Annotated in this window: 11 protein-coding genes; 6 read left to right on the forward strand and 5 right to left on the reverse strand. The window is 63.6% G+C overall.

Annotated elements, in window-relative coordinates:
- Positions 1 to 12: 12 nt before the first annotated feature.
- The 4 genes from GJ698_RS09960 (at position 13) to tatC (ending at position 1,984) form a co-directional block, all read left to right on the forward strand.
- Positions 13 to 381, forward strand: a complete 369-nt coding sequence (locus GJ698_RS09960; RefSeq protein ID WP_371865223.1) for a histidine triad nucleotide-binding protein — start codon at positions 13 to 15, stop codon at positions 379 to 381.
- Between the two features lie 114 nt (positions 382 to 495).
- Complete coding sequence (gene tatA, locus GJ698_RS09965) at positions 496 to 702, forward strand: Sec-independent protein translocase subunit TatA (RefSeq protein WP_154357607.1); 207 nt, start codon at positions 496 to 498, stop codon at positions 700 to 702.
- A 13-nt stretch (positions 703 to 715) separates the two neighbouring features.
- On the forward strand, positions 716 to 1,228 hold the full coding sequence (gene tatB, locus GJ698_RS09970; RefSeq protein ID WP_154357465.1) for a Sec-independent protein translocase protein TatB: 513 nt from the start codon (positions 716 to 718) through the stop codon (positions 1,226 to 1,228).
- Entirely contained in the window at positions 1,229 to 1,984 is a 756-nt protein-coding gene (gene tatC / locus GJ698_RS09975; protein ID WP_154357466.1) for a twin-arginine translocase subunit TatC, read from the forward strand. It begins immediately after the preceding gene.
- 1 nt (position 1,985) lies between these two features.
- On the opposite strand, the gene GJ698_RS09980 is transcribed toward tatC, so the two are convergent.
- From GJ698_RS09980 to GJ698_RS09995, 4 genes are all read right to left on the reverse strand, one after another.
- Entirely contained in the window at positions 1,986 to 2,459 is a 474-nt protein-coding gene (locus tag GJ698_RS09980) for a hypothetical protein (RefSeq protein WP_154357467.1), read from the reverse strand.
- A 97-nt stretch (positions 2,460 to 2,556) separates the two neighbouring features.
- Positions 2,557 to 4,470 (reverse strand): DUF885 domain-containing protein, encoded by a 1,914-nt coding sequence (locus tag GJ698_RS09985; protein WP_154357608.1) that lies wholly within the window; start codon positions 4,468 to 4,470, stop codon positions 2,557 to 2,559.
- Positions 4,471 to 4,547: 77 nt separating this feature from the next.
- A complete protein-coding gene (locus GJ698_RS09990) occupies positions 4,548 to 8,705 on the reverse strand; it encodes a DEAD/DEAH box helicase (protein ID WP_154357468.1) in 4,158 nt (1,385 codons plus the stop codon).
- On the reverse strand, positions 8,702 to 10,621 hold the full coding sequence (locus tag GJ698_RS09995; RefSeq protein WP_154357469.1) for a S9 family peptidase: 1,920 nt from the start codon (positions 10,619 to 10,621) through the stop codon (positions 8,702 to 8,704). Before GJ698_RS09995 ends, GJ698_RS09990 begins: the two co-directional genes overlap by 4 nt.
- A 115-nt stretch (positions 10,622 to 10,736) precedes the next feature.
- Here GJ698_RS09995 and hemE point away from each other — a divergent pair, with 115 nt between their 5' ends.
- Positions 10,737 to 11,822, forward strand: a complete 1,086-nt coding sequence (hemE, locus tag GJ698_RS10000) for a uroporphyrinogen decarboxylase (RefSeq protein ID WP_154357470.1) — start codon at positions 10,737 to 10,739, stop codon at positions 11,820 to 11,822.
- Between the two features lie 731 nt (positions 11,823 to 12,553).
- The gene (locus GJ698_RS10005) at positions 12,554 to 14,569 is read left to right on the forward strand and encodes a primosomal protein N' (RefSeq protein WP_154357471.1); all 2,016 of its coding nucleotides are present in this window, start codon (positions 12,554 to 12,556) and stop codon (positions 14,567 to 14,569) included.
- Here the strand turns inward: GJ698_RS10005 and GJ698_RS10010 are convergent.
- The gene (locus GJ698_RS10010; protein ID WP_154357472.1) at positions 14,566 to 15,456 is read right to left on the reverse strand and encodes an ArgP/LysG family DNA-binding transcriptional regulator; all 891 of its coding nucleotides are present in this window, start codon (positions 15,454 to 15,456) and stop codon (positions 14,566 to 14,568) included. The genes GJ698_RS10005 and GJ698_RS10010 overlap by 4 nt on opposite strands.
- Between the last annotated feature and the right edge of the window lie 14 nt (positions 15,457 to 15,470).

The following is a 15,470-nucleotide window of genomic DNA, read 5'->3' on the forward strand; positions in this document are numbered from 1 at the left end:
CGGAGCCTCCGCGTGGAAAACTGCATCTTTTGCAAAATAGCCGAAAAGAAAATTCCTTCTACCACCGTCTATGAGGACGAGGACTTGCTGGCGTTCAAGGACATCAATCCGGCCGCCCCGGTGCACTTGCTGGTGATTCCAAAGAAACATTTCGCCACGCTGCAGGACGCGGCCGGCGAACCGGCGCTGCTGGGCAAAATGCTGGCGCTGGCCCCTCGCCTGGCAGAGGAATTTGGCTGCGCGGTCAGCTATGATGCGGACGGCGCGCCGGCCGCCGGATTCAAGACCGTGATCAACAGTGGACCAGACGGCGGCCAAGAGGTGTACCATTTACACTTGCACGTGGTTGGCGGCGCGCATCCGTGGCGCGGCGAGCGTTGATTTAACGGCGATCGACCACACTTACGCCAGAGACTGCGCATCGCTTATACTGTCGCAGCAGTTCTGGGAATCAACGAATAAATCTGGAGCGCATGCGCTCCCAAGGGGAATATGATGGGTTCATTTAGCATTTGGCACTGGCTGATCGTTCTGGTTATCGTGATGCTGGTGTTCGGCACCAAGAAACTGGGCAACATGGGTTCGGATATCGGCAAGGCCGTCAAGGGCTTCAAAGATGGCGTAAAAGGTAACGACGAAGAGAAGCCGGCTCCGCCTGCCGCGCCTGGCACCATCGACGTCGATGCGAAAGAGAAGAAGTAAGTAGCGCCTTCTTATGATCGATCTCGGTCTTACCAAACTTGCTGTCATCGGCGTGATTGCGCTGGTCGTCATCGGTCCTGAAAAGCTGCCCAAGGTGGCGCGCATGGCCGGGACGCTGTACGGCCGCGCCCAGCGTTATCTGAACGACGTGAAATCCGAAGTCACGCGCGAGATCGAGCTGGAAGAGTTGAAAAACCTGCAAAAGGAAGTGCAGGACGCGGCCATGGCAGTCAAGACGGACGTGGAAAACTCGATTTCGCAGAATATGGCGGAAGTGGAAAACGCCTTCACCGAGATCGGCAACGATACGTCCTCGTCCGCGTATTCGCATAGTTCGTTCAACAGCGTGACCCCGGACGACCTGTCGCGCAAGGCGCGCGAGTTCCGCCGCAAGAAGCTGGTGCGCAATTCGGCCATTCCCAACTGGTACAAGCAGCGCACTGGCGGCAAGATGCACGTGACGTCCGGGGCGGCGCGGGTGGCCCGCTTCCGTCCGCGTGGTCCTACCAACAGCTCTTTCTATTAAATGACTACACCTAACCAGGGCGAAGAGACCTTTATCTCTCACCTGATCGAACTGCGGGATCGTTTGGTCAAGGCGTCGATCGGCATTGCGCTGGTCTGCATCGGCCTGATGATCTGGCCGGGGCCTTCGCACATCTACGACATCATCGCCGAGCCGATGATCCGTTCGCTGCCGGTCGGCTCGAAGATGATCGCCACCGGCGTGATCTCGCCGTTCCTGGTGCCGATGAAGGTGACCCTGGTGATTTCCATCATCCTGTCGCTGCCGTGGGTGCTGTACCAGCTGTGGGCGTTTGTGGCGCCCGGCCTGTATGCGCATGAGAAGCGGCTGATCGCGCCGCTGGTGATTTCGTCGTCGGTGCTGTTCATGTCGGGCGTGGCGTTCTGCTACTTCCTGGTGTTCGGCCGGGTGTTCCAGTTCATTGCCGAGTTTTCGCCGCAGTCGATCGCGGTGACGCCGGACATCGAGAACTACCTGGATTTCGTGATGTCGATGTGCCTGGCGTTTGGCGCGACGTTCGAGGTGCCGGTGGTGGTGGTGATCCTGGTGCGCATGGGTCTGGTCACGGTGGCCAAGCTGAAGGAGATTCGTCCTTATGCGATCGTCGGCGCCTTTGTGGTGGCCGCGATTGTGACGCCGCCGGATGCGGTCAGCATGTTCTCGCTGGCGATTCCGATGTGCCTGCTGTTCGAGCTGGGCCTGCTGGTGGCGCCGATGTTCGTACGCATGTCCACGGCCCCGGAAGAAAAAGCCTGAGCTAGGGCAAGCGGTCGATGACCCGCACCAGCATGCCGATCGTAACGGCATGCAATGCCAGTGAAATTCCCACCATCCAATAGACGGTAACCAGCTTGCGGTCGATATATGCCCGCAAGCGCTGCTCCAGCGCTTCCAGCTTGGCATTGAATCGCCCTTCGAGTGCTTCCAGCTTGGCATTGAATCGCTCTTCCAGCGCCTCCAGTTTGGAATTGAATTGCTCTTCCAGCGCCTCCAGTTTGGCATTCATTTCGGCACGAAGCGCATCGAATTTCTCGTTCATTTCGATACGCAACATTTCGATGCGCGCGGTCATGTCGGTTCTGAGCAGCACCAGCTCGCTTGGCGCGACAGTGGCTTCGGCCATTGCCTGACTCAGCGCTGCGGCTTGCGCCTCGGCCTGAGGCGCCGGGATGCCGGCTTCAATCAGACTTCTGGTGTATTCAAGGGTGTCGAATTTGATGGGCATATTCATGTTACCTCCCCGATTTGATCGTAGCAGAAAACGGCTGATTCACAGCCGTTCTCCATCGTATCGAATCACATGCCCATCTGTTTGAGCGAACGCAGGACTACTGCGTCATCAAGCCCTTGATCACGCGCACCGGCGCGCTGCCGTAGCTGAGGAATTGCTCGTGGAACTGCTTCAGGTTGAAGCTGGCGCCCAGCTGCTGCTTGCGCTGCTCGCGCAATTCCATGATCTCGCTGTAGCCGCTGAAGTAGCTGGTCAGCTGCACCGACGACACCTGCACGCGATGCCATTTCTCCACCGCCTCACTATGCGTCTGGAACGCCTGGCGCTGCAGCAGATCCACCGCCTGCTCTTCCGTCATGCCCAGCACGTGCACGCTGTAGTCGAGTATCGTGTTGGTCACGCTGCGCAGATTCCACTTCGACCACATCAGCCACATCTCCGGCGCGTTGTCGCCGTAGCCGGACTCCAGCATCATGCGCTCGCCATACACCGCCCAGCCTTCCACCATCGCGCCATTGCCGAAGATCGATTTGACGATCGACGGCGAGCGGTTGGCGTAGACCAGCTGCGCATAGTGGCCCGGAATCGCCTCGTGGATATTCAGGATCTGCAGGATCCAGTAGTTGTACTCGCGCAGGCTGCTCTCGGCTGCTTCCGGCGTCGCGCCGTCCAGCGGCGTCACGTTGTAGTACGTGCGGTCCTGCGGACGATACGGCCCCGGCGCATCGATGCTGGCGCCCGCCACACCGGCCTGGTAGGCCGGCGTCGCGCGCACTTCCAGCTGCTTGTTCGGATCCAGCGTCAGCAGGTTGTGGCTGATCACCCAATCCTGCAACACCGGAATCTGGCGCTTGATCTCGCTGACGAAATCCTCGCGCGCCACGTGACGCGCCGACAGCTTGTCGATCACCATGCCGATCTTGGCAAAGCGGTCGGCCGGCCTGGCGGCGCCGCCCATGGTCTTGTCCCACAGCTCGTCGGACAGCTTGTCCATATTCGCCAGCAGCTCTTCGCGCGCCGCCAGGGCTTTCTGATAGGTCTGCTCGGCGGTGCTGCCGGACTGGATATCGTAGGCAAACTTCTGCTCATACAGCTCCTTGCCCAGGCGGAAAGTGCGACGGCCCCTGCTGTCCATCTGCTTGTCCATCTCGGTCAGGAAAGCCACGTAGCCGTCCACCGCCATCAAGGCCGCGTTGACGCGCTGCGTGTACTGCTGCTTCTCCACCGGCGTCAGGATCGAGGCCTGCGCCACCTTGTCGACCTCGGCCAGCAGCGCCTGCACGCCGGGCGCCTGCGCAATCGCCAGGCGGGTGTGCTCGCGCGTCGGATTGACGATGTTGGCGCGCGCCGCCTCGTAGTAGGCCGGAATGCTGGCGATGCGCTTGAGCAGCGTGCGCAGGCGCTGCGGCTGGGCCGCGTATTCGGTGTTGAGGATCAGGTCGATCGGACCGGCGACGTTGTAGCTGGCCGGATTCCATTCCCACTCGCGCAAGGTGGTCAGGCGGAAGCGGTCGCCATCGAGCTTGTTGAGCAGCAGCGCCAGGTCGGTGCGCTGCTTGGGCGCCAGCTTGCCGGCGTTGACGGCGGTCAGGCGCTGCTTCCAGTCGTCGATGAAGGCCAGTTCCTTGTCCTGCTCCGCCTTGTCGAACACGGTCAGCGTGGCGGCGGTGTCGTACTTGCCGGCGTAGATCGCGCTTTCCGAATCGATGCGCCACAGGGCGTTGAGGAACTGGTTGCTCAGGTTGTCGAACTGCCGGTCCTGCCAGCGCTCGGCCGCGACCTTCAGCGCCGGCACGGCGGCAACCGCGGCGACAGCCTTGGTCTTGCCGGGCGACTTGGCCGTTGACTTGCCTTTGCTCTTGGTGGATTTGGTGCTCTTGGCCTTGCTGGTGCTGGCCTTGGCGCTGCTTTTCTTGGTGGGAGCAGCCTTGTGGTGGTGTGTGGCGGCGCCGGCTGGCGCGGCGGCAAGAGCCGCCATCAGCGCAGCCAATGCAAATCTTGTCTTAATCATCATTATGCAGCCTTGTATCTGAAGCGGAGGAGATTATCACTAATCCGACCGCTTGAGAGCGCTCGATACAAGCCGAATTACTTTTTCAAGCCCTCTTGCAGCATCGCTAACATTTCGCCGGCCGACATGCGGCCGCTGACATCGCTGCCCTCCAGCAGGCTGTCGGCCAGGTCGCGCTTGTGCTGGTGCAGGTCGACGATGCCTTCCTCGATGGTGTGGCGCGCCACCAGGCGGTAGATGGTCACCGGCCGCAACTGGCCCATGCGGTGCGCGCGGTCGGAGGCCTGGTCTTCCACCGCCGGATTCCACCATGGGTCCATGTGGATCACGTAATCGGCCGCCGTCAGGTTGATGCCGACGCCGCCCGCCTTCAGCGAAATCAGGAACACGTCGCCGACGCCGGCCTGGAAGGCGTCCACGCGCTTCTTGCGGTCGGCCATGGAGGTCGAGCCGTCCAGGTACTGGTAGCTGACGCCCTGCGCGTCCAGATGGTCGCGAATCAGCGCCAGGTGGTCGACGAACTGGCTGAATACCAGCACCTTGTGCTTGTTCTCCAGCAGGCCTTCCAGCAGGTGCGCGAAGGCCGCCAGCTTGCTGCTGGCCAGGTTCAGTTCCGGTGCGATCAGGTTCGGATTGCAGCAGGCGCGGCGCAGCTTCATGATCTCGGCCAGGATCTGGATCGATTTCTTCTCGGCCGGTCCTTCGACTGCTTCCAGATTTTCCAGCGCGGCGCGGCGCAGCGATTCGTACAGCGCCGTTTCGTCGGCCGACAGGTCGACTTCCAGCGTGATCTCGGTACGCGACGGCAGCTCGGTCAGCACCTGCGCCTTGGTGCGGCGCAGGATGAACGGCTGGATCAAACGGCGCAGGCGCTTGCGCGCGCCCAGTTCGGCGCGGTGATCCTGCGGCTTTTCAATCGGCGCGGCGAAGCGCAGGTTGAATTGCTCGATGCTGCCCAGCAGGCCGGGATTGATGAAGCGGAACAGGTTCCACAATTCGCCGAGGTGGTTTTCCAGCGGCGTGCCGGTGACGGCGATGCGGAAGTCGCCCTTCAGCGCCATCACGGCGGCCGAGCGCTTGGTGGCGGCGTTCTTGATGGCCTGCGCTTCATCGAGCACGATGGTGTTCCACTGCACGCCCGCAAACAGCGGCGATTCCAGCTGCAGCAGGCCGTAGCTGGTCACCACCACGTCGTAGGCGTGCAGATTGTTCAGCACTTCGGCGCGGTCGCCGGCGCCGAACAGCTGCACGTTCAGCGTCGGCGCGAAGCGCGCGGCTTCGCTCATCCAGTTCATGCAGACCGAGGTCGGCGCGATCACCAGCGTCGGGCCTTGCGGTGCGCGCGATAGCATCAGCGCCAGCGCCTGCAGGGTTTTGCCGAGGCCCATGTCGTCGGCCAGGCAGGCGCCCACGCCCCAATGCGCGAGGCGCGACAGCCAGTTGTAGCCCTCGACCTGGTAGTCGCGTAGCTCCGCCTGCAGGGTGCTTGGCAGCTGCGGCTCAAAGACAGTCTGCTCCTGCATGCGCGCCAGGTGCTCTTTCCACAGCTTGTCGGATTTCAGGCCGCCGACGTCGTCGGCCAGTTCTTCCAGCGCGAAGGAGGCCAGCGGATGCACGCGCACGCCGTCGGCGGTGATCTCGCCGTAGGCCGAGACTTCCTGCAGGCGGCGGTACAACTCTTCGGTGAGCGCCATGTAGCGGTTCTCGCCCAGTTCGACGAAGCGGCCCTGGCTTTTCTGCATCATCTCCAGCAGCGTGCGCAGGTCGATCACCTTGTCTTCATCGACCTTCAGTTCACCGCTGGCCGCGAACCAGTCCTTGTTGCTCTTGATGGCGAGGCGCAGATGCTTGGTCTCGACCTTGGCAGTGACGCGGAAGCTTTCGCCTTCCGGCCAGGCGATGACGATGCTGGCCGGGTCCAGCTCCTGCAACTCCACCAGCAATTGCAGGCACAGCGCCGGCTGGCCGAGCAGCCATTCGCCGTGGTCCTGTTCCGCCGATTCCAGCACCGGGCATTTGGCGATCAGGTCGCGCTCCGCATCGCGTTCGTCGATCAGTTTGCGACGCGCCTGCACCGGCTTGCCGCCGATGTCGGCGATCACGCTGTCGGCGCCGTCGCCCGGCTTGTAGTAGGCGCCGTTGACCAGCGGCCGCACCAGGATCTGCATCTTCAGACCGTGCTGATACGGCAGCAGGTGCAGGTGCAGGCGCATGTCGGCCTCCATCTGCTCCATGTCCGGCGCGGCGCCGCCGATTTCCGATTGCACCGTCACCAGCGACGAGATGGCGCTGATAGCGGACAGCACCTGCTGCTCCGCGTGCGCCGGCACATTCAGCGCATCGCCGACGATGGCGGCGATGCGGCGGTGTTCGTCGAGGATGGTGACCACGCGCAGGCGGGTTGGGGTTTCCTTGGTGATCACCACCGAGGAGCTGTCGTCGGGGATCGGCGGCTGCAAGCGCAGTTCCAGGTTGCCCGGACTTTTCTTGATCAGCAGTTCAGGCTCGCCGGACAGCATCTCGACGCGCATGTCCGGCAGGTCGGACCAGAACAGCAGCGGGTGATTCACCAGCGTCGGCGCGGCGCGCTGCGGGTCGATCTCGTAGGTCAGGCCGGTGGACTGGTAGCCGCGATGGGCGACGGTGATCGCTTCCGCCGCGCGGATGTCCTGCGGCGTCAGGAAATCGAACTGCTCGGATTCGAAGCGCAGGCGCTTCAGGCCCACGGCGCGGCCCTTGCTCCACAGGCCGCGCGCATCGCGCTTCTGCTCCAGCGGCACGATGTCGGTCAGGCCGTGGCGGTTATCGTAGGTCAGCAGCCACACCAGGCGCGAGCTGCCCGCCGCATCGGGCGCGGACGGCTGGTGCAGGTTGATCAGCGCGGTGAGCTGGCGCTGCCAGCCTTCCTGCCGTTCGAACCAGGTGCTCAGGTCGGGGAAACCGAAGCGCGAGCGCAGCGCCTGCGCGTGCGTCTGCATCTCGGCGTCGCCCATCTGGCCCAGCAGCGCCGCGGCCTGGCCGGCGATGAACATATAGCCGGCGCGCTCGGCGTTCTTCACCAGCTCCTGCAACTGCTCCTTGCGCTCCTGCAGTTGCGGCAGCGAGAGCCAGAAGTACAGCAGGAACTGAAACACCTGCGTTTGCAGGCCCGGTTCCCACGCCAGGTTGGCGATGGCGTCGGTCTGCATGACGCCGGCGCGGACCTGGCGCAGCATGTCGATCTGCTGGTGCACCGAGCTGTCGTGGTTCTTCGGCAGCTTGACGGCGATTTCCAGGTAGGCTTCCACCGCCTTCAAGTGCTTGGCGTCGCCGCTGCGCAGCATCGACAGCAGGTACAGGTAGCTGCCCATGCCGGCAAACAGGTGCTTGCGCTTGCCGGTGTCGCGGCGCAGGGTTTTCAGCGCGGCGTCGAAGCCGATGATGGCGGCGCTGGCGGCGCCGCGCAGCAGCACGATGACGCTGGCGAGGTATTGGCTTTGCGGGCCGGCGGTGCGTTCCAGATAGCGCTTGGCGTCATCCAGGCGGCCGCACAGCAGCGCGTCTTCCGCCATGGCCATGCGCAGTTCGGCGTTGATGTCGCCGTGGCGACGCTGCATGTGCATCTCGCAGAATTCGCGGATGGCCGGCGCGGTGGCCGGTTCATGCTGGGCGTTGTGCATCAGGACCGCCAGCACGTCGTCCTGCAGCAGCGGGTTGACCAGCGCGATCATGCCCGGCTCGAACGGCCGGCCGAAGATGTCGACGATAGGATGCAGCTGCGCCGCTTCGTAGCTGCCCAGGCAGAAGGCCAGCACCTGCTGGATCTGCTGCGGGCCGTGGCCGCGCAAGAGGCCCATGCGCAGGCGCGCCATGCCGGCGCGGTAGCTGCGCGGTTCCATGCTGTTCCAGGTCTGGCGCATCGGCACCAGTTCGGCGTAGGCGGCGCACAGGTCTTCCAGCGCATGGGTGCCGATGGCGGCGCGCAGCGCGGGCCAGCGCAGCTTGGGATTGCAGACAAAGCCGCGTCCCGTCACCACGCTGATGAAGGCCAGGCGCTCCAGTTTTTGCAGGGCTTCGTCCAGCGTGCCCACCGTGTACAGGTTGCCGTCGTCATCGAATTCAATGCGCGCGTGGATCAGGTGATCGAGCACCAGCGTGCGTCCGGCCGGCTCGCCGATCAGGGCGAGCAGGGCGAGGATCATTTTTTCGTTGAAGGGCAGCGCGTCGAATTCGGCGAGCAGCTTGGGATCGGTCATGCGTTATTCAAGCCAAAGATGTTTTGATAGAAGTTCAGTTCCGCTTCCAGCGTGCGGATGATGTTTTCGGCTTTGCGGAAGCCGTGGCCTTCGCCTTCGAGCGGCACGTATTCTACCGGGATGCCGCGTTTCTTCAGCGCGTCCACCATCATTTCCGATTGCTGCGGCGGCACCACCTTGTCGTCCAGGCCCTGGAAGAAGATCATCGGGCGCGAAAGCTTGTCGGTGTGGTTGATCGGCGAGCGTTGCTGGTAGATGGCGTCGGCCTGCGCTTTCGGCGCGATCAGGTATTCATTGTAGTGCGATTCGAACTTGTGCGAGTCCTGGTCCAGGCCCTTGAGGTCGGAGACGCCGTAGTAGCTGGCGCCGGCCTTGAAGACGTCGTGGAAGGTCAGCGCGCACAGCGTGGTCAGGCCGCCGGCGCTGCCGCCACGGATGATCAGACGGTCGCCGTCGGCCAGGCCGCGCTCCACCAGCGCCTGGGCGCCGGCCACGCAGTCTTCGACGTCGACGATGCCCCACTGACCCTTGAGCAGGTCGCGGTAGGCGCGGCCGAAGCCGGTGCTGCCGCCGTAGTTCACGTCCAGCACGCCGAAGCCGCGGCTGGTCCAGTACTGCGTCTTGAGGTTCAGCGTGTTGACGGTCATGCCGGTCGGGCCGCCGTGGCTGATGACGATCACCGGCGGCTTGCTGCCTGCCGGCGCCCGCACGTCGCGGTTGCGCGGCGGGTAGTAGAAGGCGTGCGAGGTGCGGCCACCGGCGCTTGGGTAGCTGATGCTGGCCGGGATGGAGAGGTTGGCCTCGTCCGGCAGCTCTTCAATCGACTGCGCCAGGATTTCCACGCCTTCTTCGGTGAAGTCGATGCGCGCCAGTTCCATCGGGATGGTAGGGCCGCCGGCCAGCATGGCGATGTAGCCGGGACCGACGCGCAGTTCGCGGATTTCCTCGTAGGGATTGGCGATGGCTTCCAGCTTGCCGCTGCCCGGCAGCAGGCGCGCCAGGCGGCTCACGCCCTTGTCGATATAGGTGCAGATGATTTCGCTGGCCGAGCGGAAGCCGTACATGCTGTTGCCGAAGGTCCAGTGCGGGGAGGCGAATTCGGCTTCCATCGGGCACAGGCCTTCGATGCGCTGGCGGTCGGCGCACAGGCGGTACAGGTTCCACCAGCCGCTGCGGTCGGAGACGAAGTGCAGCAGGTTGTCCGGCGACCACTCGGGCTGGCAGATGGACTCTTCTTCGCCGCCGGCGATGCGCACCGGCGCGGCCAGCGTGCCGTCGGCGTTGACGCCGGCCAGCCACAGGGTGGTGCCCTGCCACGGCATGCGCGGATGATCCCAGCTCAACCAGGCCAGCGCGCGGCCGTCCGGCGACAGCCGCGGCGACGAATAGAAGTCGGCGCCTTCAGCCAGCACCGTTTCGGCGCCGGTGGCGATGTCGATCGCGCAGAGGGTGTTGGTGGGCTGCGCGTGCCCGTCGTCGCCATGCAGCTCGCGCACACCGATCAGGCGGTTGCGCGCGCGGTCCACGACGAAATCGGCGAAGCGCTGCTTGCCGGCCTGTGTGACCGCGATTGGCGCCTCACCGGCGGCCATGCGGTAGACGCAGTTATCCTTGAAATGCGAGAAGTACACCATCTCGCCATCCACCGCATAGGCGCCGCCGCCGTATTCATGCACCCGCGAGCGCACATTGAACGGCGCCGGCGTCAGTTCCTCGGTGGTGGCGCCGTGGTAGCGCAGCAGCGTGTTGCGTCCCGCTTCCGCCGCGCGGCCGGCCAGCCAGAAGATATCGCTGCCGTCGGACCCGCCCAGCATCAGCGAGGACAGCGGTGTCGCCCCGGCCGCCACGCGCGCGGCGCTGATGGTCGAAGGCCAGGCGCCATAGGCGGCGATGGTAGGCGATACGGTCGATGTCATGGCTACTCCAGAAAGGGTCAACGCAGGGTGCTACGCATGATAGAGAAAGCGTCGCGAAAAAAAAAGCGGCGCGGGATGCGATAATAGCCGCTTTGAATGTCTTTGATTGCCTTCCATGCCACAATTTGCTCCGCTCAAGAATGACACCTTCCTGCGCGCGTTGCTGCGCCAGCCCACCGACTACACCCCTGTGTGGCTGATGCGCCAGGCGGGAAGGTATCTGCCTGAATACCGCGCCACCCGCGCCAAGGCCGGCTCCTTCATGGGCCTGGCCACCAATCCGGACTACGCCACCGAGGTGACCATCCAGCCGCTGGACCGCTTCCCGCTGGACGCCGCCATCCTGTTTTCCGACATCCTGACGGTGCCGGACGCGATGGGCCTGGGCCTGCACTTCGTCGAAGGCGAAGGACCGAAATTCGAGCGTCCGCTGAAGACCGAAGCCGACGTGCTGGCCCTGCGCCAGCCGGAACCGGGTTCGCTGGACTACGTGTTCAAGGCCGTGACCCAGATCCGCACCGAGCTGAATGGCCGCGTGCCGCTGATCGGCTTCTCCGGCAGCCCGTGGACGCTGGCCTGCTACATGGTCGAAGGCGAAGGCTCGCGCGAGTTCCACAACATCAAGAAGATGCTGTACAACCGCCCTGACCTGATGCGCTTCATCCTCGACACCAATGCCAAGGCGGTGGCCGAGTACCTGAACGCCCAGATCGACGCCGGCGCGCAAGCCGTGATGATCTTCGACTCGTGGGGCGGTGCGCTGGCCGACGGCGCCTACCAGGAGTTCTCGCTGAAATACATGCGCCAGGTGGTGGCGCTGCTGAAACGCGAAAAGGACGGCGTCAAGATCCCGGCCATCGTGTTCACCAAGGGCGGCGGCCACTGGATCGAGGAAATCGCCGACATCGGCGCCGACGCGCTGGGCCTGGACTGGACCGCCAACCTGACCCAAGCGCGTCACAAGGTCGGCCACAAGGTCGCCCTGCAGGGCAACCTGGATCCGGCCATCCTGTTCGCCAGCCCGGACCAGATCACCGCCGAAGTCCACAAGGTGCTGGATGCCTTCGGCAAGCCGGGCATCAGCGGCAGCGGCCACGTCTTCAACCTGGGCCACGGCATTTCGCAGTTCACCCCGCCGGAAAACGTGGCGGCCATGGTGGAAGCCGTGCATACCTACAGCAAGGCGCAGCGCGCAGGCTGATTGGCGTCCGTCTCGGGGCACGTTTCGGAAGAAACGTGCCCTTTTTCATTGGTGCGAGCAGTCTGTGCAGACTGACTTATGCACAATTTTTTTTGCTGCGGAAATAACAGGCAGTGCATTTCGCCTAGCCCCGGAGCATGTTTCAAGTTGTTGATTTTTAACGATAAATTTCGTGGTTCATAGAGCAATGTTTAGCAAGCCGTAAACACTCTGGGAAAGGCGGATCCAGTTTATTTCTTCATTTTCCACAAAGTTATCCACAAAAACTGTGGACAAGAAATAAAATGACTTAGTAAACCGTGACTTAGCCATAATATTGCTGTTTGACCTGAGATTCATGTTGCGCTGCACGATTTTTAGGCAAAAATAGCAGGCTTGCCAAGCTAGTTATCAGGACGCAAAGCTTGGTGTGAGCATAAGGATAAAATTTGGAACGATGGTGCACCGCAAAGCAGTGGATAAGCGCAAAAAAGTGCTTGATTTCGGTGCAAAAAGTATCCTAAATACTTCACTTATGCACAGCTGAGCAGAAACGGCGGCGATTTTTCTTCCCCTAGGAAGCATTTTCCAAGTAACTGATTTTAAAGAGAAAAAATTTTGAATTTTTGCCCGGTTTACGACGATACCAACTTGGATGTCATGGCTTTCCGGGGATTAAGATTCCATTGTCCACAAAGTTATCCACAGAAACTGTGGATACATACAGCACCCGGTTTTTCGCAAGGTGCAGCATGAATAATCCACGCCTCTGTTACCTGCAAATCGCGATTGATACGCCGCTCAACGCGGTGTTCGATTACCGCTGGGAGTGCGATCCCGCCGAGCGGCCGCAAATCGGCCAGCTGGCGCTGGTGTCGTTCGCGCGGCGCGAGGTGGTGGGACTGATCGTCGGCGTGGCCGACCAGACCGATGTGCCGGCCGACAAGCTGAAGGACGCGCTGGCCGTGCGCAGCCAGCTGTCGCCGCTGTCGGCGCAGTGGCTGGCGCTGGCCGGCTTTGCCGCCGATTACTATCAGCGTCCGCTGGGCGAGGTGGCGCTGCCCGGCCTGCCGAAGAATCTGCGCGTGCTGACCACGGTGGCGCTGGACCGGGCGCTGAAAAAGCTGGCCAAGGTGGCGCCGGCGCACGATCCGGCGCCGGTCGACATGCCGGTGCTGAACGCCTCGCAGCAGGCGGCGGCGGACGCCATCGGCGGCCAGCAGGGCTTCAAGCCGACCTTGCTGTACGGCGTCACCGGCAGCGGCAAGACCGAGGTCTATCTGCAAGCCTGCGCCCAGGTGCTGGCGCGCGAGCCCGAGGGCCAGATCCTGATCCTGGTGCCGGAGATCAACCTGACGCCCCAGCTGGAAGGCAATATCCGCGCGCGCTTCCCCGGCGTGATGCTGGCCACTTTGCACAGCAGCCTGTCCGAGGGCGAGCGCATGCTGCACTGGCTGGCCGCGCACCATGGCAAGGCGCGCATCGTGCTGGGCACGCGGCTGGCGATACTGTCGTCGCTGCCGCATCTGAAGCTGATCATCATCGACGAGGAGCACGATCCCTCGTACAAGCAGCAGGAAGGCCTGCGCTATTCGGCGCGCGACCTGGCCGTGTGGCGCGCCTGGCAGTTGCAGATTCCGATCGTGCTGGGTTCGGCCACGCCGTCGCTGGAAAGCTGGCACCATGCCCAGTCCGGCCGCTACCGCAAGCTGGAGCTGCGCGAGCGCGCGGTGCAGAACGCCGTGCTGCCGACCGTCAAGCTGGTCGACATGGAGCGCGACAAGCCGTCCGACGGTCTGACGTCGCGGCTGGTGGCGGCCATCAAGCAGCGCCTGGAGCGCGGCGAACAGTCGCTGCTGTTCCTGAACCGGCGCGGCTATGCGCCGGTGATCTGCTGCGAATCGTGCGGCTGGGTCAGCGAATGCACGCGCTGCACCTCGTTCATGGTGCTGCACCGTCCGGAGCACCGGCTGCGCTGCCACCATTGCAGCCTGGAGATGCGCATTCCGCGCCATTGCCCGACCTGCGGCAACGTCGACCTGCAACCGCTGGGACGCGGCACGCAGCGCGTCGAGGAAGGCTTGCAGGCCATGTTCCCGGAGGCGCGCATCCTGCGCATCGACGCCGACTCCACCCGCAAGAAGGGCAGCGCGCAGGAGGCCTTCGACACGGTGCACCGGGGCGAGGTGGATATCCTGATCGGCACGCAGATGGTCGCCAAGGGGCATGACTTCAAGAAGCTGACGCTGGTGGGCATCATGAATCCGGACACGGCGCTGTTTTCGCAGGACTACCGCGCCAGCGAGCGGCTGTTCGCACAGCTGATGCAGGTGGCCGGCCGCGCCGGACGGGCCGGCATTCCGAGCGAGGTGCTGATCCAGACGCGCTATCCGCAGCACCCGCTGTACGGCGCGGTGGTGCACCACGATTACGACCACTTCGCCACGGCGCTGCTGGAGGAGCGCGAGCAGGCCGCGCTGCCGCCCTATCTGTTCCAGGCGCTGCTGCGGGCCGAGGCGCGCGAGCTGGCCACGGCGATCGAATTCCTGACCATGGCCCGCGATTGCATGGAGCATCCGGGCATCACCATCAACGATCCGATCCCGATGACCATGACGCGGGTGTACAACGTCGACCGTGCGCAGCTGCTGGTCGAGTCGCCGTCAAGGCCGGCGCTGCAAGCGTTTCTGAAGGAGTGGATGCTCACTCTCAAGGAAATGAAGAGCCGCGTGAAATGGTCGCTGGAAGTCGATCCGCTGGATATTTAAGCCGGCAACAGGTAGCGCCGGGCGGTCGTCACGATCTGCTCGGACAGCGCGCGGGTGAACGGCGTGTCGAGGTTCCAGGCGTACCAGTTGAGCGGCACGTCGACATGCTGGCCGGGCGCCAGATCCACCAGCCGCTCGTCGGCCAGCGCCGCCGCCACTTCGGGCTGCGGCATCAGGCCATACGCCAGGCCGCCGAACACGCACTCGCTGGTGGCCGCCGACAGCGGCAGCGTGTGATGCGGATAGGCGCCGCGCAGCGCCAGCGCCTGGTGCAGGAAAGCATCCATCATGTCGCGGTCGCTGACCACGGCCGGCGCCAGCTGCGCCGCCTCGATCAGGAAGCCGTCGCCGAACCAGTGGTTGGCAAATGCCTTGGTGGCCACGCAGACGTAGCGCATGTGGCCCAGCGGCGTCACCTGCGGGCCGTTGGCCTGCGGCTCGGCCGCACCGGCCGCCACGCAGCCGAACACGCTGCCTTCGCGCACCAGATGCAGCGCCAGCTCCGTGCTTGCCAGCTGCACGTTCAACTGGCAGCGCGGCGGCGACAGCAGCGGCTGCAAACTCAGCGGGAACCACGTCGCCAGGCTGGCGGCGTCCACCGCCAGCGCAATCTCCGGCATGCTGACCTGGTTGCCGAGGTCGATGTCCAGCGCTGCTTCCATCAGCTTGACGTTGCGGTGGTGGGACACCAGCCGCTGGCCCAGCCCGGTCGGCACGGCCGGCTGGCCGCGCACGATCAGCAGGCGCCCGGCCGCATCCTCCAGCGCCTTGATGCGCTGGGACACGGCCGACTGGCTGATGCCGAGCGCCAAAGCCGCCTTCTCAAAGCTGCCCTGGCTGACCACCGCATCCAGCACGGCCAACGCCCGATAATCCAGATTGTCCATAAGGCAAGCTTATA

It is taken from the genome of Duganella aquatilis (genome assembly GCF_009674565.1).
In the GTDB taxonomy this organism is placed as follows: Bacteria; Pseudomonadota; Gammaproteobacteria; order Burkholderiales; family Burkholderiaceae_D; genus Rugamonas; species Rugamonas aquatilis.

Bases quoted from the DNA above. Each gene is read 5' to 3' on its own strand.
- GJ698_RS09985 (WP_154357608.1), bottom strand. From the start codon at position 4,470: ATGATTAAGACAAGATTTGCATTGGCTGCGCTGATGGCGGCTCTTGCC.
- GJ698_RS10005 (WP_154357471.1), top strand. From the start codon at position 12,554: ATGAATAATCCACGCCTCTGTTACCTGCAAATCGCGATTGATACGCCG.
- tatC (WP_154357466.1), top strand. From the start codon at position 1,229: ATGACTACACCTAACCAGGGCGAAGAGACCTTTATCTCTCACCTGATC.
- tatB (WP_154357465.1), top strand. From the start codon at position 716: ATGATCGATCTCGGTCTTACCAAACTTGCTGTCATCGGCGTGATTGCG.
- GJ698_RS09995 (WP_154357469.1), bottom strand. From the start codon at position 10,621: ATGACATCGACCGTATCGCCTACCATCGCCGCCTATGGCGCCTGGCCT.
- tatA (WP_154357607.1), top strand. From the start codon at position 496: ATGGGTTCATTTAGCATTTGGCACTGGCTGATCGTTCTGGTTATCGTG.
- GJ698_RS09990 (WP_154357468.1), bottom strand. From the start codon at position 8,705: ATGACCGATCCCAAGCTGCTCGCCGAATTCGACGCGCTGCCCTTCAAC.
- GJ698_RS09980 (WP_154357467.1), bottom strand. From the start codon at position 2,459: ATGAATATGCCCATCAAATTCGACACCCTTGAATACACCAGAAGTCTG.
- GJ698_RS10010 (WP_154357472.1), bottom strand. From the start codon at position 15,456: ATGGACAATCTGGATTATCGGGCGTTGGCCGTGCTGGATGCGGTGGTC.
- hemE (WP_154357470.1), top strand. From the start codon at position 10,737: ATGCCACAATTTGCTCCGCTCAAGAATGACACCTTCCTGCGCGCGTTG.